Source organism: Mycobacterium sp. Aquia_216, from assembly GCF_026723865.1.
GTDB lineage: Bacteria > Actinomycetota > Actinomycetes > Mycobacteriales > Mycobacteriaceae > Mycobacterium.
In genome coordinates this window covers 4,808,470-4,825,463 of record NZ_CP113529.1, presented here as the reverse complement: position 1 = coordinate 4,825,463, position 16,994 = coordinate 4,808,470, and the positions used below count along the sequence as shown (strand labels likewise).

The following is a 16,994-nucleotide window of genomic DNA, read 5'->3' as shown; positions in this document are numbered from 1 at the left end:
ACCCCCTGCAAAGGGGGTGTTTTTGCTTTCGCAATTAATCGAATAGCGTTAAATTCGACCGCTGGTGCTCTAATTCAAGGAGCCTTCGTTTGCGCCCGAGTCCGCCGCCGAAGCCGGTCAGGCTGCCGTTGGCGCCGATCACGCGGTGGCAGGGGACGACGATCGCGATCGGATTGCGGCCGTTGGCCAATCCGACAGCGCGCGCGGCGCCGGGGGCACCGATCTGCTCGGCGATTTCTCCGTACGACCGGGTTTCGCCATACGGAATCGTCAGCAGCGCCTTCCAGACTCGCCGCTGGAACGCGGTACCCCGCAGTTCGAGTTCGAGATCGAAATCAGTGAGCTCGCCGGCGAAATACGCCTCGAGTTGGTTCGCGGCCGCGCTGAATGCTCCCGGGTCGGGCGACCAGTCGGCGCGGCTCGGTTCGTAGGTCTGGTCGACCATCCGCAGGTTGCTCAACACCGAGCCGCGGCCGGCCAGCGTCAGCAGCCCGATCGGGCTGTCGATGGTGCGGTATTGGATCATGCGACCTCCTGTGGCGGCCATTGGTTTACCGGGTGCTCGAGGGTGGTCCACAAATGTTGGGTCGCATAGGAGCGCCAGGGGCGCCAATGTGCGCTGTGCTCAATGAGTTTGCGTTGATTCGTCGGTAGGCCCAGCTGTTTGGCGGCGAGTTGTAGCCCTAGGTCGCTGGCGGGAAAGGCGTCCGGATCCCCTAGGCCGCGCATCGCGATCACCTCCGCGGTCCACGGGCCGACGCCCGGCAGGGCCAGCAATTGGGTGCGGGCGCTGTCCCAATCGCTTCCGGCGTCCAGGACTACCGTGCCATCGAGAAGGCCGGCCACCAGTGCGCTCATCGTCTGCTGTCGGGACTTGGGGACCGCGAGATGGATGGGATCGATCTCGGCGAGCTGCTCGATCGACGGGAAGGTATGCGTCAGTGCGCCTTCCGGGTCGTGGACCGGTTGCCCGTAAGCGGTGACCAATCTGGCCGTGTGGGTGCGTGCGGCCTTGGTCGATACCTGCTGACCCAATACCGCGCGCACCGCGAGCTCGGCCTCGTCGACCGTGCGGGGGATGCGCTGCCCCGGCGCCTTGGCCACGACCGGGGCGAGGAGCGGGTCGCGGCCGAGGGTGTCCATGACCGCTTCCGGATCGGCGTCGAGGTCGAGCAGCCGCCGGCAGCGGGCGATCGCGGTGGTGAGATCGCGGAAGTCGTCGAGCACGAATAGGCAGCGGACGTGATCGACGGCCGGCGTCAGCGCGACCACGGCGTTGCCGGCCGGAAGCCGCAGGCTGCGTCGGTATGCACCGCCGCGCACTTCCTCGCAACCTGGGACGGCACCCGCGGCCAGATGGCCGAAGACCCCCTCATAGGCGAACGGGGTACGCACCGGCAGCCGAAGACTCACTGTCCCAGGCGAAGTCGTGTGGGCCCCGAAACGGGCTGCCGCGCGCTTGCGTAAGTCGCTCGGTGTGCTTTCGAACACCAGGCGCACGGTGTCGTTGAACTGGCGGATGCTGGAAAAGCCGGCGGCGAACGCGACATCACCGAACGGCAGGTCCGTGGTCTCGATGAGCAGCCGGGCGGTCTGGCTTCGCTGCGCGCGGGCCAGCGCGAGCGGCCCGGCGCCGACCTCGGCCTGCAACAGCCGCTCCAACTGCCGGGTCGTGTAGCCCAGGTGCGCAGCCAGACCGCCGACTCCGTCTCGATCGACCGTGCCGTCGGCGATCAGCCGCATGGCCCGCGCGACGACGTCGCCACGCACGTTCCACTCGGGTGAGCCCGGCGAGGCGTCGGGGCGGCAGCGCTTGCAGGCCCGGAAACCCGCGCGCTGCGCGGCCGCCGCGGTCGGTAAGAACCGCACGTTGCGGGCGAACGGCGGGCGCACGGGGCAGCTGGGCCGGCAGTAGATCCGGGTGGTCAGCACCGCGGTGACGAACCAGCCGTCGAACCGGGCGTCCTTGGATTGGACGGCCCGGTAGCAGCGTTCGAAATCGTCGTGCACGCTTCCACAGTTACACCTGCCCACCGACAAGACTGGCGGAAAAGCGACATGATGGTGGGCCGGCCGCGAGTTGCCTCAGATGACGGCTGCCTGATCAAGCAACAATCAGCCATCGCGCCGCGGATGGGCGGGTGTCGAACCTCGAGCTGGCCATGCGCATCGGACTCAGCGCTCGTTCCTGCCTGCGGCGAGGCCGAATCTTGAAGCAGGGTGGTGTGATTCGGGGCTACCAGGCGATCATCAACGATGAGGCGCTCGGACGCGGGTTCAAAGTGACGGCGTCCGTGGAACCCGAGTCCGTTTGAGCGCGCAGTCGTGGCGCTTGAGGGATCATCGACTGCCGCCGCATGATGGGCACACCCGATTATGTCTTGCTCGTCGCGGCTGCCGACCTGGCCGATTACGCGAAGCTGTATGCCGAGAAGCTGTCATCGCTTCCCGGCATATCGAGGATCCGATCCCTGATTGCGATCAAAACCGTGAAGTGAACTACCGATTGCCGCAAAGGAGTCCGCATGACCGAGCCGAGACCCATCGCCGTCGAGAACTTCTCCCATGTCTGCATCGGTGTCTCCGATATGGACGAGTCCCTGGCGTTCTATGCCTCGGTGCTGGGCATCGACGTCGTCTTCGATGTCGAACTCGAGGGCGGCGGGCTCAATGCCGTGACCGGTGGTGCCGCACAAAATGGCCGTATGGTTGGCGGATTGATCGGGGGAGCGATGGTCGAATTGCTCTTTCTGGGCGATGTGCCCGCCAGCCCTGCCGGCCCGCACCGTGGCTACACCAACATTTCGTTTCGCGTCGCCGACCTCGACGACACGTACGAAGCCCTTCGGCGCCAGCACCCCGAGGTGCGTACCGAGCCGGCCGTCGACATCGGTGGGGTGCGAATGTTCTTCGTCTACGACCCTGATGACACGCCCATCGAGATTCTCGAGCTGCCCGCCGGCGCGCACACCACCGTGGAGCTGTGGCGGCCCGCCGGCTGAGCGGAATCGGCTACCGCTGCGTTGCGCCGATCCGCTCTCGGTGCTCCACCGCGGCCGCGCCAGCGCGGGTCAGATGGTTCACCACGTAGTGGATGGCACGATGCGGGGCGAATGGTCGGGCGAGATCGCGGCGGCCTTGGCTCAGGTACTTGGTATTAAGTCATGGGGCCATTCGGTCTAGGCCGGAGTCCGCATTGGCGCGGCGGACGCGACGAAGTCGCGGGCGGCGCGGGACAACGGTCGAGCCGAATCCCAGATCATCCCGATGTCGCGGTAGGCGTCGGCGTCGGCCAGGCGCAGCACGCTGACCTCGGGCGCATGCTCGCTGCCGTCGATCGGCGTCAGGCTGATGCCCAGCCCCGCGGCCACCAGCCCGGCGTTGGTGGTCAGGTTCGTCGATTCCAGGGCGATGCGTGGCTGGAATTGCGCTGCGGCACAAAGCTCATCGAGTAGCTGTCGCATGCCGAATCCCGGATGCATGGTGACAAAGGGCTCGTCGGCGAGATCCGTCATGGACACTGCCGCCGCATCCGTCAGACGGTGGCCGCGGGGTACGGCAACGCCGAGGCGCTGGCGAAACAGGCTGCGCCAGGCGAGAGTTGGTTTCTGCGGCCGCGGCGAAACCACCCCGACGTCGATAAACCCGGCCAGCACGCGATCGCTGATCGACTCGGCGGCGCCCTCCTCGAGCGTGAACGTCACGCGTGGCGATACCTCGGTGAACCCCGCGATCAAGCGGGGGACGACAACCGATCCAAACGAACTCAGGAAGCCCAGCCGGATCTCACCGGCGGCAGGGTTACTCAGGTCCTCGATTTCGCGGCGGGCCGAATCGAGCTCCAGCTGGGCCCGGCGGGCATGCTCGTAGAAGATCCGGCCGTAGGTGCTCAGCGAGACTCGGCGGCCGTGACGATCGAATAACGACACCCCCAGCCGGCGTTCCAGGCGCGCCAGCATCCGGGTCAGTGTCGGCTGCGCGATATGAAGTTGTTGAGCTGCCGCCGTAACGTGTTGAAGCTCGGCAAGTGTGAGGAACCACTCGTAATCGCCATCGGCCATGACCGCCACCTCTGCTTATGTCGAAATTGCATCATATTTTCGGAAATAATTCATTTCCGATTGGGTGGGTCGGCGCGGAGCATCGTCGGTATGTCCCAGCTCGCCGCGACCCCCACCGCGCACCGAGCCGGCAGCAGCGGATACCGGCGAGTGACCACGGCGCTGTGCGGCGCAGGCCTGGCCAGCTTGGCCGCGATGTACTGCACCCAGGCGCTTCTTCCCGCGTTGTCGGCCTACTACCGGATCTCCCCGGCCACCTCGGCGCTGACGGTCTCGCTCACCACCGGAATGCTGGCGCTGTCCATCGTCCCGGCCAGCGTGCTGTCCGAGCGCTACGGGCGCATCACCGTGATGCTGATTTCGGGAATCACGTCCTGCGTGATCGGGTTACTGCTGCCGTTCAGTCCGACATTCGGCGTCCTGCTGATCGGACGGGCGCTGCAGGGCGTCGCGCTGGCGGGGATACCCGCGGTCGCGATGGCGTTTCTGGCCGAGGAGGTGCACGCTTCTTCGCTGGGGTCGGCGATGGGACGCTACATCGCCGGAGCGACGATCGGTGGCTGTGCGGGACGGATCGTGCCGGCGCTGGTCCTCGGGGTCAGTACCTGGCGGATTGCACTGCTGGTGTGCTCGTTGACCACGCTGGCCGCCACGGTGGTATTCGCCCTGCTCGTGCCTCGGTCTCAGTTCTTCACGCCGAAACCGGTGAGCCTGCGCGCGACCACACAGAGTCTTCTCGCGCATCTGCGAAATCCGCTGTTGCTGAAGCTTTTTGCCTTGGCTTTCACGCTGATGGGCGGATTCGTCACCGTGTACAACTACCTCGGCTACCGGCTAGCCGACGCGCCGTTCGAGCTGACGCCTTCGGTGGTGGGTCTGCTGTTCCTGCTGTATCTGGTGGGCACCTGGACATCGGTGATGGCGGGACGCCTCGTCGACCGCAGGGGACGCGCGCTGGTGCTGGGCGGCGCCTTGCCGGTCACGGTGACGGGTCTGTTGATGACACTGCCGAATGCGTTGCCGGTGATCATCGTCGGGACCGGAGTGTTCACCGGAGGATTCTTCGCCGCGCATGCGGTGGCTAGCGGATGGGTGGCCGCTGCGGCACGTCGTGATCGCGCCGCCGCCTCGGCGCTCTACCTGTGCAGCTACTACCTGGGCAGCTCGGTGGCCGGAGCGTTCGGCGGGCTGCTCTATAGCGTGGGCGGCTGGCGGGCCACCGTGTGGTTTGTGGGAACGCTGCTGATGGTCGCCCTGCTGTTGGTGGCATCCTTGGTGCGAGGGACAGTGCCCGCGCGGATTCGCAGTCTGTCCTAGTGGTGCGATCGTGCAGAATTCTCCGAGCTGCGGCCTCTCACGCGGTAGGACGAATGTCGTTGCGGTAGCACGATGGCGACGACACTATTGAATGAGAACTCGCATGAAAACCGACGACACCGCACCGGCGAGCGCTGGCCCCTACACTTTCGTATTGGTTCATGGCGGCTGCCACGACGGTTCGGCCTGGCAGCCGGTCGTCGAACGCCTGCAGCAATTGGGCCACACCGCCTACGCGCCGACGGTGGCGGGCCACGGTAAGAACGTCGCGAAAAACGTCACCCACGCCCAATCGGTGCAGTCGGTCGTTGACTTCGTCGTAAGCAAGGAACTTTCTGACTTCGTCTTGGTGGGACACGGTTACGCCGGCACGATCATCAGCAAGGTGGTCGAGGCGGTTCCGGATCGCGTTCGCCGCGTGGTGTTCTGGAGTGCCTTCGTTCTGAACGACGGCGAAACCACGCTCGAGAACCTGCCCGGTGATACCGAGGGATACGCCGCGATGGCCGCCGAGTCGGACGACAACACGTTCACCATCCCGTTCGATGTCTGGCGCGACGTCTTCATCAATGACGGGGACGCTGAAGTTGTTGAGCGAGCCTACGCCCAACTTTCACCCGAGCCGTTTGGGCCGTGGGTAGAACCATTGGAAATGGCCAAGTTTCATCGGCTTGCGACCCCGCGGAGCTATCTTGTCGGGACCGAGGATCTGGTGTTGCCACCCGGGGAGGCGGGTTGGCATCCGCGAATGTCGAGCCGGCTGGGCACGTTCCGACTTGTTCAGATGCCGGGTAGCCATGAGGCGATCTTCACCAGGCCGATCACTGTGGCGGACAAGATCGTAGAGGCGGGACGCGACTAGCTCAAGCGTCTACTAATGGTCGAGGATGTTGCGGCGCACGCTGCCCGGGCGCGCGGCCGGATCGACGAACCATTCATGGCCGAACACCAATCCGAACACTTGCGGCGGCAAGAGCATCAGCAGCCCGAACAAACGCGCGTTGCGTCCGCCGCCGATCTGTGAACGGTGGGCGGCGAACGCGTCTCGCTTTTGTCGAGCGAACCGTCGGACGTCGATCCGATGGGTGATCGTGGCTTGCGGAGCGTAGGCGGTGCGCACCGTGTCGGAATCGTAGGGCGCCGGAAGTCGCAGCAGGCGACAGAGATTGCCGACGCGACGCAGTAATTCGCGTGGCATCGTCACCTCGAGGACCTGCGGAGTCGCGGCCAACTCCGCGGCACGCTTGCCGACGTGATGGACCTGCACATGGTCCCGGTGTCCGTAGCCGCCGTTGAGCTGATAGCTCAGCAGCAGCCGCGCGTCCTCGTCGCGAAGGATCGCGGCCAGCCGCCGTGCCGCCGCTTCGACCTCTGCCCGCGCGAACCTGACTCGACCGGGCGGATCCGGGTAGAAGACGGGCCCGAAGCCACTGTCGGCATAGCCAAGACACTCCACCCGGTGCAAACCGAGAATCCTTGCGCTCGAGCGCAATTCATCCATCCGGGTTTCGTCGGTCTCGTCGCCCATGCGTCCGTCGGTCGCGGTGACGAGGACTACCCGGTGCCCCGCTGCCACCGCTCCCGCGAGAGTGCCGCCCGTGAGGACCACCTCGTCGTCGGGATGCGCGTGAAAGGCGACCAGGGTTGCCACGAAACCACCCCGCCTATTCGGCGCTTCGGGGTGCGGCCAGCCGGGTGGGGTGGTCGTGCCCGCGCAACGTTACCGTCTCGCCCAAAGACCAACGGGCACGCTCACTTTGGCTCGCGCCCTCGATGGTGCCCGCGGTCGCCAACAATCCGCCCGGGTGGGATTTGGCCAGCTCGCACAGTCGGGCCGCCTCGTTGACCGGTTCACCGATCACCGTGTATTCGAACCGTTCTTGGGCGCCGACGTTGCCGGCGACCACCTGCCCGGCCGCCACGCCGATACCGGCCTCGAGCTCGGACATCTCGGCGGCCATCCGATCGCGGATCGCGCGTGCGGTGGCCAGCGCCGCGTCTTCGGGACAGTCCAGGTGATTCGGGGCACCGAAGACGGCCAGCGATGCGTCGCCTTCGAACTTGTTGACCAGACCGTGGTTTCGGTCGACTTCCTCCACGACGATCGAGAAGAACCGGTTGAGCACCGCAACGACGTCGGCGGGCCGTTGGCTGGTCACCAGCTGGGTGGAGCCGACGATGTCGATGAACACGACGGCGACGTGGCGTTCTTCTCCACCGAGTTTGGGCTTATCGCGTTCGGCGGCCAGGGCGACCTCGCGCCCGACGTGCCGGCCGAAGAGATCGCGCACGCGTTCGCGCTCGCGCAGGCCGTCGACCATCGCGTTGAATCCGCGCTGCAGCTCGCCGAGTTCGGTGCCGTCGAAGACCACCAGGTCGACGCGGAGGTCTCCCTGTTCGACCCGCTTGAGCGCCGCACGCACGACGCGTACCGGCGTAGCGGTCAGCCAGGACAGGATCCACATCAGCACGAACCCGAAGATCAGCGTCGCACTCGAGACGATCAACACCGCCACACTGAGTTGGGTCCTGCTCAGATTCCCCAGCACCAGCGCGAAGAACGCGATCAGCGCGATGCCGAGCACCGGGACGCCGGAGCTCAGCAGCCACACGGTCAGGGTGCGGCCCATGATGCCCGGTGCCAGCCGCCGCGGGGCCCGTCCGGCCTCGAGGGCCTGAGCGGCCACCGGACGCAAGGCGAACTCGGTGAACAGGTAGCTGGCGGTGGCGACCAGGATGCCGCAGATCCCCACGGAGAAACCCACGATCGGGATGAACAGCGTATTGATCAGTCCGTAGACCGTGGTCAACAACGCCGTTCCGATGCCCCAGAGCACGAGCACGCCGATCGCCAGCCAGAACGGGATCAGGAAGGTATTGCGTTCGTCGTCGAGGGTGGGCGATCGCTCTTCGATCGCCCACCGCAGCGCGGCCATGGTCCGGTGGGTGATCCAGTAGGTCCCGAGAGCGAGCGCGACGGCGATGTATCCGGGCGCGACGGCGTAGGTGATCCACGGCGGCGCGTCGGTGAAGACACTCGGTGACGGCAACGCGACGGCCAGCAACAGCACCGCCACCCCGATCCCGATCAGATTCGCCGCGAGGATGAAGACCGTGAGAATGGTCTGGATACGCACTCGCCGGCGGGCCTGGCTCTCGGTCACCCGACCGAGCAGCAAGGAACCGTACGCGGGCGTCTCCGGCAGCCGGCCGCTCTGACGAGTGACCGCCTCGAGCACCCGGCCGAAGCGTTGCGCCAAGGTTTTGTTGGCCGACGTCGTCTTTTTAGCCGACGTCGTCTTTTTGGCCGACATGGTGGCGTCAGCCTAATTCGTTGACGACGCTCTAAGGTGAGTCGGGTGCGTCTTGTGATCGCCCAGTGCACCGTCGACTACGTTGGCCGGCTCACCGCGCATTTGCCGTCGGCGCGAAGGTTGTTGCTCTTCAAGGCCGATGGATCGGTCAGCGTGCACGCCGATGACCGCGCCTACAAGCCGCTGAACTGGATGAGTCCGCCGTGTTGGTTGACCGAACAGCTCACCGGGGAGACGCCGGTGTGGGTGGTGGAGAACAAGGCGGGCGAGCAGCTGCGCATCACTGTCGAGCAGATCGAACACGACTCGAGCCACGATCTCGGTGTCGACCCCGGGCTGGTCAAGGACGGTGTCGAGGCGCACCTGCAGGCGCTGCTCGCCGAGCATGTCCACCTGCTGGGTGACGGGTACACGTTGGTGCGCCGCGAGTACATGACCGCGATCGGCCCCGTCGATCTCTTGTGTCGTGACGAGCGGGGTGGCTCGGTCGCGGTGGAGATCAAGCGACGCGGCGAGATCGACGGCGTGGAGCAACTCACCCGCTACCTGGAATTGCTGAATCGCGACACCGTCCTCGCGCCGGTCAAGGGTGTGTTTGCCGCTCAGCAGATTAAACCTCAAGCGCGAACTTTAGCCACTGACCGCGGGATACGTTGCCTTACACTGGATTACGACAAGATGCGGGGAATGGACAGCGACGAGTACCGGCTGTTCTGATTTGCCCGATTAGACTTGTCGGCATGGCTCGGCGCCGCACACCGCCCCGCCGGCAGCAGCTGCCTTCGCTGCCGCCGGTGCTGAATCGGGTGGAAACCGGGCCTGGCGGTCACGACTACGAAGTGCGCCCGATCGCTGCTGCGCGCGCCGCCAAGACCTACCGCTGCCCCGGCTGCGATCACGAAATCCGTTCGGGCACTGCGCATCTGGTGGTATGGCCGGCGGACTCAGCCGGAGGCGCACTGCAAACACGAGAAGACGACCGCCGGCACTGGCACACGCCGTGCTGGACCAATCGGGCGAATCGCAGCCCGACCCGAAAGTGGTCGTGAATTTGGTGCGCGGCTAGGAAGCCTGCTCGACCAACTCGATCAGTACGCCGCCGGCATCTTTGGGATGGATGAAGTTGATCCGCGAGTTCGCGGTGCCGCGCCGCGGTGCCTCGTAGACCAGCCGCACGCCCTGCTCAACCAGCCGCTCGATGAGGGCGTCGAGGTCGCTGACCCGAACGGCCAGCTGCTGGATGCCCGGTCCGCGCTTGTCCAGGAACTTCGCGATCGTCGACGAGTCGTCGATCGGGGCCATCAACTGGATCTGCGCAGGGCCGCCCTTCGCGCCGGCCACCGACAGCATGGCTTCGCGGATTCCCTGGTCCTCGTTGACTTCCTCATGCACCAGGATCATGCCGAGGGCGTCGTGATACCAGGCGATGGCTGCGTCGAGGTCGGCGACTGCGATGCCGACGTGATCAATCGCAGTCACCAGCGAGGTGGCCAGGATCTGACGGGCGTCAACTTGATCGGTCGTCATCACATAACGGTAACCTGGCGGCAAAGATTGCGCTTCTCGGGGAGGCCAGATCGACCGTCCCCGAATGGCTAGGAGGTTGTCATGACGACGTCGGTGATCGTTGCTGGAGCGCGAACCCCGATCGGCAAGTTGATGGGTTCGCTGAAGGATTTTTCGGCCAGCGATCTGGGCGGGATCGCGATTGCCGGCGCGCTGGCGAAGGCCAACGTTGCGGCCGATGCGGTGGAATACGTGATCATGGGCCAGGTGCTGACCGCCGGGGCCGGCCAGATGCCCGCCCGCCAGGCAGCGGTAGCGGCCGGCATCGGCTGGGATGTCCCGGCGCTGAGCATCAACAAGATGTGCCTGTCCGGTATCGACGCCATCGCCCTTGCTGACCAGCTGATTCGCGCCGGGGAGTTCGACGTGGTGGTCGCCGGTGGTCAGGAGTCGATGACGAAGGCACCGCATTTGCTGATGGACAGCCGTGCCGGCTACAAGTACGGGGACGTGACGGTGCTCGACCACATGGCCTACGACGGCCTGCACGACGTGTTCACCGACCAGCCGATGGGCGCGCTCACCGAGCAGCGCAATGACGTCGACAAGTTCACCCGCGCCGAACAGGATGAATTCGCTGCACAGTCCCACCGAAAGGCGGCCGCGGCGTGGAAGGACGGCGTCTTCACCGACGAAGTGGTGCCGGTGAACATCCCACAGCGCAAAGGCGATCCGCTGCAGTTCACCCAGGACGAGGGGATTCGGGCAAACACCACCGCCGAGTCGTTGGCCGGTCTGAAAGCGGCATTTCGCCGCGACGGCACCATCACCGCGGGCTCGGCCTCGCAGATCTCCGACGGGGCCGCGGCCGTCGTGGTGATGAACAAGGCCAAGGCGCAGGAGCTGGGCCTGTCGTGGCTGGTCGAAATCGGTGCGCACGGCGTCGTCGCGGGACCCGATTCGACGTTGCAGTCGCAGCCTGCCAACGCGATCAAGAAGGCACTCGGCCGTGAGGGCATCTCGGTTGACCAGCTCGATGTGGTGGAGATCAACGAGGCGTTTGCGGCGGTAGCGCTGGCCTCCACGCGCGAGCTCGGCATAAACCCCGAGCTGGTGAACGTCAACGGCGGTGCGATCGCGGTAGGCCACCCGATTGGCATGTCGGGTGCCCGGATCACGCTGCATGTGGCGCTGGAGCTGGCGCGCCGTGGCTCCGGCTATGGCGTTGCGGCGCTGTGCGGGGCCGGCGGCCAGGGCGACGCGCTGATTCTGCGGGCCGGCTGACCCCGCCGCGACGATCCCCAGGCGTTGCTAGAGCGCGCTGGGAGGGGAGCGTTGTGATTTTGCTCATATGAGCTGACCGGGGCCCGGCTGAGCGTCCGCGCCACCGGGTGGATCGCTCATCGCCGCGCATGACAGACTTGACGCTGTGACGCGTCCGAGATCCTCGATCGGGCCCGCGCTGGCTGGTGCGGTCGACCTGTCCGGTCTTAAGCAGCGTGCTCAGCAGAGCGCTCCGGCCGGTGGTGCCGCGGGCGGCCCAACGCCGGCGGGGCCGGGTGCCACCGAGGTCACCGAGGCCAATTTCGAAGCCGAGGTGCTGATCCGCTCCGACGAAGTGCCCGTCGTGGTCGCCTTGTGGTCGCCGCGTAGCGAGGCCTGCGTCGACCTGGTTGACACACTTGCCAGCCTGGCCGCCGAAGACGACGGCAAATGGTCGTTGGCGACGGTCAATGTCGACGTGGCGCCCAGGGTGGCCCAGATTTTCGGCGTCGAGGCAGTCCCGACCGTCGTCGCCCTGGCCGCCGGCCAACCGCTGTCCAGCTTCCAAGGTTTGCAGCCCGCCGATCAGTTGCGCCGCTGGGTAGATCAACTGTTGTCGGCGACGGCCGGAAAGCTCAAGGGCTCAACCGGTTCGGAGGATGACGCCGAAGTCGACCCGCAGTTGGCCCAGGCCCGCGAGCAACTAGAGGCCGGTGACTTCGAGGCGGCCAAGCAGTCGTATCAGGCGCTGCTGAACACCAATCCGAACAGTGTCGAGGCGAAGGCCGCGATCCGACAGATCGACTTCCTCACGCGGGCAACCGCACAACGCCCCGATGCGGTGGCCGTCGCGGATGCTGCCCCGGGTGACATCGAAGCGGCCTTCGCGGCAGCAGATGTGCAAATCCTCAACCAGGACGTGTCGGCGGCATTCGAGCGCCTGACGACATTGGTGCGCAGCACATCCGGCGATGAGCGCACTCAGGTGCGAACGCGGCTGATCGAGCTGTTCGAACTCTTTGATCCGGCCGATCCCGAGGTCATCGCCGGCCGGCGGAACCTCGCTAACGCGTTGTACTGAGAGCGACCTAGATTCAGGCCGCGACCGTCGAGTTGTCGGGTCGACAAGGCCGCAATCCAACGACAACTCGACGCTCGCGGCGGCCAGCGGGATTACTCGGGTTCGAGCCACAAGGCCGAGGTCGGCGGCAACACCAGCATCGCCGACGCCGGCCGCCCATGCCACGGATCCTCCGTGGCGTCGACGCCGCCGAGGTTGCCGATTCCGGAACCGTTGTAGTCCGTCGCATCCGTGTTGAGCACCTCACGCCAGCGGCCCGCGGTGGGCAGGCCGAGCCGGTAGCCGCTGTGCTCCGCTCCCGAGTAATTGAAGACGCACGCCATGACCGAGCCGTCCGTGCCGTACCGCAGGAAGCTCAACACGTTGTTGCCGGAATCGTTGGCGTCGATCCACGAATAGCCTTCGGGGGTGGTGTCGCGGCTCCACAGCGCCGGACGGCTGCGGTAAATGGCGTTGAGGTCGCGCACAAAACGCAGCACCCCGTTGGAGAAGCCTTGCTCGTCGAGCTGCCACCAGTCCAAGCCGTTCTGCTCCGACCATTCGGCGCGTTGGCCGAATTCCTGGCCCATGAACAGCAATTGCTTGCCGGGGTGGGCCCACTGGTAGGCGAGCAGGCTGCGCAACCCAGCGGCTTTGACGTGATTGTTGCCCGGCATCCGGCCCCACAGCGTGCCCTTGCCGTGCACCACCTCGTCGTGACTGAGCGGCAACACGTAGTTCTCGCTGAACGCATACAGCATCGAGAAGGTCATCTCGTGGTGGTGGAAGCTGCGGTAGATCGGGTCGCGGCTGATGTAGTCGAGCGTGTCGTGCATCCAGCCCATGTTCCACTTCATCGAAAAGCCCAGGCCGCCAAGGTTGGTCGGCCGCGTCACCCCGGGCCACGAGGTTGACTCCTCGGCGATCGTGACGATGCCCGGTGCGGCCTTGTGGGCCGTGGCGTTCATCTCCTGAAGGAACTGCACCGCTTCGAGGTTTTCTCGGCCGCCGTAGATGTTGGGTGTCCAGCCGTCCGCGGGGCGCGAGTAATCCAGGTAGAGCATCGAGGCGACCGCGTCCACTCGTAAGCCGTCGATGTGATATTCCTCGAGCCAATACAGCGCGTTGGCTACCAGGAAGTTGCGTACCTCGCGGCGACCAAAGTCGAAAACGTAGGTGCCCCAGTCGAGTTGCTCGCCGCGTTTGGGGTCGGAATGCTCGTAGAGCGGTGTTCCGTCGAAGCGCCCCAGCGCCCACGCGTCCTTCGGGAAGTGGGCGGGAACCCAGTCCACGATCACGCCGATGCCGGCGTTGTGCAGCGCGTCGACGAGTGCCCGAAAATCATCCGGGGTCCCGAATCGCGAAGTCGGCGCGTAATACGACGTGACCTGATAGCCCCAAGAGCCCGCGAAGGGATGCTCGGCCACCGGCAGCAGCTCTACGTGGGTAAAACCATGCTCGACAACGTAATCCGTCAGCTCGCTGGCAAGCTGACGGTAGCTGAGTCCGGGGCGCCACGAACCGAGATGCACCTCGTAGGTGCTCATCGGCTCAAAGACCGGATTGCGCTGCGCGCGCTGCGTCATCCACGACTCGTCGGCCCAGGTGTAGTTGCTCGTGGTCACCCGCGACGCGGTGTGCGGCGGCACCTCGGTGGCGAAGGCGAACGGGTCGGCCCGTTCGCTGACGACGCCGTCGGCGCCGTGCACGCGGAACTTGTACAGACCGTCGGCCGGGAACCCGGGCCAGAACAACTCCCATACCCCGGTGGAGCCCAACACGCGCATCGGAGCCTCTGTGCCGGTCCAGCCGTTGAACTCGCCAATCAGGCTGATCCCCTTGGCGTTAGGTGCCCACACCGCGAACGACACACCGTCGACGACGCCGTCGGCCGTGGTGAAGGTGCGGGGATGGGCACCGAGCACCTCCCAGAGTCGCTCGTGGCGGCCCTCGGAGAACAGGTGCAGGTCAACCTCACCCAGAGTGGGCAGGAAGCGGTAGGCGTCGGCGGTCAGGTGCGCGCCGGAGCCGTAGTCCACCTTGAGTCGGTAGTCGATGAGGTTCGCGAATGGCAACGCAACCGCGAACAAGCCGGATTCGAGGTGTCGCATCGGGAACTCATCGTCCCCGATGACCGCGACGACTTCCTGGGCATGCGGGCGGAAGGCCCGGATGACGGTGTGGTCGCCATACTCGTGAGCGCCCAGGATGCCGTGCGGGTTGTGATGGGTGCCGGCCACCAGACGGGCTAAGTCGCCCGGATCCGGCGCCAGGTGCGTCCTGGCGAGTTCATCGGGTCGGCTCTCGGTTCGACTCATGCTGGTATCCCCTTCCGGGACCTGTTACCTCCTGCGCAGCAACACGTTTCGAGACTCCTGCGGGATAAGTGGCATATTGATGACGTGGGCGACTGCCTGTCCGGGGTCGATGCGAACGTAATTTGACTGCCCCCACTGGAATTCCTGGCCGGTTATCTCGTCGCGTACCCAAAACCGCTCATAGGGCTCCATACCCAATGCGGCCATGTCTAACCACAGAATGCCTTCCTCGGGGCCGAATGCGTTGAGCGTCACCACCACCAACACGCAGTCTCCGGTGGCCGGGTCGAATTTGCTGAAGGCCAGTAACGCATCGTTGTCGATGCCGTGGAAATAAATGGTGCGCAACTGCTGCAAAGCGGGATGGACCCGGCGGATTGCATTGAGCTGTTTGAGGAATGGTTCCAGCGACCTGCCCTCGACAAGCGCTCCCGCATAGTCGCGGGGGCGCAATTCGTACTTCTCCGAGTCCAGATACTCTTCGCTGCCCTCGCGCACCGCGCGGTGCTCAAACAGCTCGTAGCCCGAGTAGACACCCCAGGCCGGACTCATGGTCGCTGCCAGCACTGCGCGGATGGCGAACATCCCCGGCCCGTTGTGCTGCAAGATCGCGTGCAGGATGTCGGGTGTGTTGACGAACAGATTCGGCCGCCGGAAGTCGGCGAGCGCGGAGATGTCATTGCCGAATTCGGTGAGTTCCCACTTGGCGGTGCGCCAGGTGAAGTAGCTGTAGGACTGGGTGAAGCCCAACTTGGCCAAACCGTACTGGCGGGCCGGCGGGGTGAACGCCTCGGACAGGAACAGCACGTCGGGATCGGCGTCCTTGACCTGACCGATCAGCCATGCCCAGAAGTTCGGCGGTTTGGTGTGCGGGTTGTCTACCCGAAAGAACTTGACGCCGTGGTCAATCCAGTGCCGAACCACGCGCAACACTTCGTCGTAGAGGCCGGCGGGGTCGTTGTCGAAGTTGAGCGGATAGATGTCCTGGTATTTCTTCGGCGGATTCTCCGCATAGGCGATGGTGCCGTCCGGCAACTCGGTGAACCACTGCCGGTGGTCGCGCGCCCAGGGGTGATCCGGGGCGCACTGCAGCGCCAGGTCCAGGGCGACTTCCATGCCCAGATCGCGAGCCGCGGCGACGAATTTGTCGAAGTCCTCGATGGTGCCCAGGTCGGGATGAATCGCGTCGTGGCCGCCCTCGTCGCTACCAATTGCCCAAGGGGATCCCACATCTCCGGGGGCCGCGGTGGGAGAGTTGTTGCGCCCCTTGCGGTGTACCTTGCCGATCGGATGAATCGGCGGCAGGTACACGACGTCGAATCCCATGTCGGCGATGCGCGGAAGATCCGCGGCCGCCGTGGCGAAGGTGCCGTGCACCGGGTTGCCGTCGGCGTCCCAGCCGCCGGTGGAACGCGGAAACATCTCGTACCACGAGCCGAAGCGGGCGGCCGGTCGATCGACCCAGACCCCGTACTGCTCGCCGCGGGTGACGATTTCTCGCAGCGGATAGGTGTCCAGGATCTCCTCGATCTCGGCTGTGAGCGCCAGCGCGGTGCGCGTTACCGGATCCCCGGGGGCGCGCAGCGCCGCGGCGGCAGCCAGCAGCGGATCGCGACCCGCGCGCGGCACCCCGGTGGCGGCGCGCTCGAACAGCACGGCCCCGACCAACAGATCGTTGGACAGTTCCTTCTCGCCCTGGCCGGCGTCCAGCTTGGCCAGCAATCCATGTCGCCAGGTGTGGATGGGGTCACCCCACCCGTCCACCCGAAACGTCCACAGCCCGACGCGGTCGGGTGTGAACTGACCGTGGAAAACGTAAGGCTCCAAGCCCTCCGTCATCGGCAGCTGCCGCGGTTTGACCCGCTCGACAGCCTTGCCGTCGAGCGGTGACGCCAGCCGTTCGGGCGCCTCGATCGCCGTAGCCCGGCGGGTCTCGGTGACCTGCGGATACCGCGGGCCCAAGTAACGCACTACCAGGGTCGCCGCAACCGCATCGTGGCCCTCTCGCCACACCGCGGCGCTGACTGGGACCGTCTCTCCGACCACCGCTTTGGCGGGGTATGCGCCGCAGGAAACGACGGGTGCGACGTTATCGATCTCGACACGACCGGGCACCACCACTCCGTTCCGTCCGATTGTTCGCGGACACACCGCG

17 protein-coding genes are annotated in these 16,994 nt (G+C 65.7%); 9 read left to right on the top strand and 8 right to left on the bottom strand.

Annotated features, from left to right (window positions below):
• Positions 1-34 precede the first annotated feature (34 nt).
• Together OK015_RS22490 and OK015_RS22485 are read right to left on the bottom strand one after the other, a co-directional pair.
• Entirely contained in the window at positions 35-526 is a 492-nt protein-coding gene (locus tag OK015_RS22490) for a methylated-DNA--[protein]-cysteine S-methyltransferase (RefSeq protein ID WP_268126228.1), read from the bottom strand.
• Positions 523-2,010, bottom strand: coding sequence for a DNA-3-methyladenine glycosylase 2 family protein (locus tag OK015_RS22485; protein WP_268126227.1), 1,488 nt, complete (start codon positions 2,008-2,010; stop codon positions 523-525). Before OK015_RS22485 ends, OK015_RS22490 begins: the two co-directional genes overlap by 4 nt.
• A 131-nt stretch (positions 2,011-2,141) precedes the next feature.
• Between OK015_RS22485 and OK015_RS22480 the strand changes: the two genes are divergently transcribed.
• From OK015_RS22480 to OK015_RS22470, 3 genes are read left to right on the top strand one after another with little or no spacing between them, the layout of a single operon-like run.
• The gene (locus OK015_RS22480; protein ID WP_268126225.1) at positions 2,142-2,315 is read left to right on the top strand and encodes an Lrp/AsnC family transcriptional regulator; all 174 of its coding nucleotides are present in this window, start codon (positions 2,142-2,144) and stop codon (positions 2,313-2,315) included.
• Between the two features lie 42 nt (positions 2,316-2,357).
• The gene (locus tag OK015_RS22475) at positions 2,358-2,498 is read left to right on the top strand and encodes an Lrp/AsnC ligand binding domain-containing protein (RefSeq protein WP_268126223.1); all 141 of its coding nucleotides are present in this window, start codon (positions 2,358-2,360) and stop codon (positions 2,496-2,498) included.
• Positions 2,499-2,525: 27 nt separating this feature from the next.
• Positions 2,526-3,002 carry a VOC family protein gene (locus OK015_RS22470; RefSeq protein WP_268126221.1) on the top strand — a complete coding sequence of 159 codons (477 nt, stop codon included), beginning with the start codon at positions 2,526-2,528 and terminating at the stop codon, positions 3,000-3,002.
• A gap of 177 nt (positions 3,003-3,179) precedes the next feature.
• On the opposite strand, the gene OK015_RS22465 is transcribed toward OK015_RS22470, so the two are convergent.
• Entirely contained in the window at positions 3,180-4,061 is an 882-nt protein-coding gene (locus OK015_RS22465; RefSeq protein ID WP_268126220.1) for a LysR family transcriptional regulator, read from the bottom strand.
• A 90-nt stretch (positions 4,062-4,151) separates the two neighbouring features.
• Between OK015_RS22465 and OK015_RS22460 the strand changes: the two genes are divergently transcribed.
• Together OK015_RS22460 and OK015_RS22455 are read left to right on the top strand one after the other, a co-directional pair.
• Positions 4,152-5,378 carry an MFS transporter gene (locus OK015_RS22460; protein WP_268126219.1) on the top strand — a complete coding sequence of 409 codons (1,227 nt, stop codon included), beginning with the start codon at positions 4,152-4,154 and terminating at the stop codon, positions 5,376-5,378.
• 103 nt (positions 5,379-5,481) lie between these two features.
• Positions 5,482-6,240 carry an alpha/beta fold hydrolase gene (locus OK015_RS22455; RefSeq protein ID WP_268126218.1) on the top strand — a complete coding sequence of 253 codons (759 nt, stop codon included), beginning with the start codon at positions 5,482-5,484 and terminating at the stop codon, positions 6,238-6,240.
• A 12-nt stretch (positions 6,241-6,252) separates the two neighbouring features.
• Here the strand turns inward: OK015_RS22455 and OK015_RS22450 are convergent, their stop codons facing one another.
• Both OK015_RS22450 and OK015_RS22445 read right to left on the bottom strand, forming a co-directional pair.
• Positions 6,253-7,029, bottom strand: coding sequence for a PIG-L deacetylase family protein (locus tag OK015_RS22450; protein WP_268126216.1), 777 nt, complete (start codon positions 7,027-7,029; stop codon positions 6,253-6,255).
• A 13-nt stretch (positions 7,030-7,042) separates the two neighbouring features.
• Positions 7,043-8,692 carry an adenylate/guanylate cyclase domain-containing protein gene (locus OK015_RS22445; RefSeq protein WP_268126213.1) on the bottom strand — a complete coding sequence of 550 codons (1,650 nt, stop codon included), beginning with the start codon at positions 8,690-8,692 and terminating at the stop codon, positions 7,043-7,045.
• 45 nt (positions 8,693-8,737) lie between these two features.
• Between OK015_RS22445 and nucS the strand changes: the two genes are divergently transcribed.
• Together nucS and OK015_RS22435 are read left to right on the top strand one after the other, a co-directional pair.
• Positions 8,738-9,409, top strand: coding sequence for an endonuclease NucS (gene nucS / locus OK015_RS22440; protein WP_268126211.1), 672 nt, complete (start codon positions 8,738-8,740; stop codon positions 9,407-9,409).
• 23 nt (positions 9,410-9,432) lie between these two features.
• Entirely contained in the window at positions 9,433-9,741 is a 309-nt protein-coding gene (locus OK015_RS22435; protein WP_268126208.1) for a hypothetical protein, read from the top strand.
• Between the two features lie 13 nt (positions 9,742-9,754).
• Here OK015_RS22435 and mce read toward each other — a convergent pair whose 3' ends face one another.
• Positions 9,755-10,222, bottom strand: coding sequence for a methylmalonyl-CoA epimerase (mce, locus tag OK015_RS22430; RefSeq protein ID WP_268126205.1), 468 nt, complete (start codon positions 10,220-10,222; stop codon positions 9,755-9,757).
• A 78-nt stretch (positions 10,223-10,300) separates the two neighbouring features.
• Here mce and OK015_RS22425 point away from each other — a divergent pair, with 78 nt between their 5' ends.
• Both OK015_RS22425 and OK015_RS22420 read left to right on the top strand, forming a co-directional pair.
• On the top strand, positions 10,301-11,482 hold the full coding sequence (locus OK015_RS22425; protein ID WP_268126203.1) for an acetyl-CoA C-acetyltransferase: 1,182 nt from the start codon (positions 10,301-10,303) through the stop codon (positions 11,480-11,482).
• Between the two features lie 145 nt (positions 11,483-11,627).
• A complete protein-coding gene (locus OK015_RS22420; protein ID WP_268126202.1) occupies positions 11,628-12,542 on the top strand; it encodes a tetratricopeptide repeat protein in 915 nt (304 codons plus the stop codon).
• A gap of 92 nt (positions 12,543-12,634) precedes the next feature.
• Here the strand turns inward: OK015_RS22420 and glgB are convergent, their stop codons facing one another.
• Positions 12,635-14,839 carry a 1,4-alpha-glucan branching protein GlgB gene (gene glgB / locus OK015_RS22415; RefSeq protein ID WP_268126201.1) on the bottom strand — a complete coding sequence of 735 codons (2,205 nt, stop codon included), beginning with the start codon at positions 14,837-14,839 and terminating at the stop codon, positions 12,635-12,637.
• Positions 14,840-14,863: 24 nt separating this feature from the next.
• Positions 14,864-16,954 carry an alpha-1,4-glucan--maltose-1-phosphate maltosyltransferase gene (locus OK015_RS22410; RefSeq protein ID WP_268126199.1) on the bottom strand — a complete coding sequence of 697 codons (2,091 nt, stop codon included), beginning with the start codon at positions 16,952-16,954 and terminating at the stop codon, positions 14,864-14,866.
• Positions 16,955-16,994 lie beyond the last annotated feature (40 nt).

Coding starts and splice junctions, on each gene's coding strand:
- OK015_RS22490 (WP_268126228.1), bottom strand. CDS start 526: ATGATCCAATACCGCACCATCGACAGCCCGATCGGGCTGCTGACGCTG.
- OK015_RS22475 (WP_268126223.1), top strand. CDS start 2,358: ATGATGGGCACACCCGATTATGTCTTGCTCGTCGCGGCTGCCGACCTG.
- OK015_RS22470 (WP_268126221.1), top strand. CDS start 2,526: ATGACCGAGCCGAGACCCATCGCCGTCGAGAACTTCTCCCATGTCTGC.
- OK015_RS22465 (WP_268126220.1), bottom strand. CDS start 4,061: ATGGCCGATGGCGATTACGAGTGGTTCCTCACACTTGCCGAGCTTCAA.
- OK015_RS22460 (WP_268126219.1), top strand. CDS start 4,152: ATGTCCCAGCTCGCCGCGACCCCCACCGCGCACCGAGCCGGCAGCAGC.
- OK015_RS22455 (WP_268126218.1), top strand. CDS start 5,482: ATGAAAACCGACGACACCGCACCGGCGAGCGCTGGCCCCTACACTTTC.
- OK015_RS22445 (WP_268126213.1), bottom strand. CDS start 8,692: ATGTCGGCCAAAAAGACGACGTCGGCTAAAAAGACGACGTCGGCCAAC.
- OK015_RS22435 (WP_268126208.1), top strand. CDS start 9,433: ATGGCTCGGCGCCGCACACCGCCCCGCCGGCAGCAGCTGCCTTCGCTG.
- OK015_RS22425 (WP_268126203.1), top strand. CDS start 10,301: ATGACGACGTCGGTGATCGTTGCTGGAGCGCGAACCCCGATCGGCAAG.
- glgB (WP_268126201.1), bottom strand. CDS start 14,839: ATGAGTCGAACCGAGAGCCGACCCGATGAACTCGCCAGGACGCACCTG.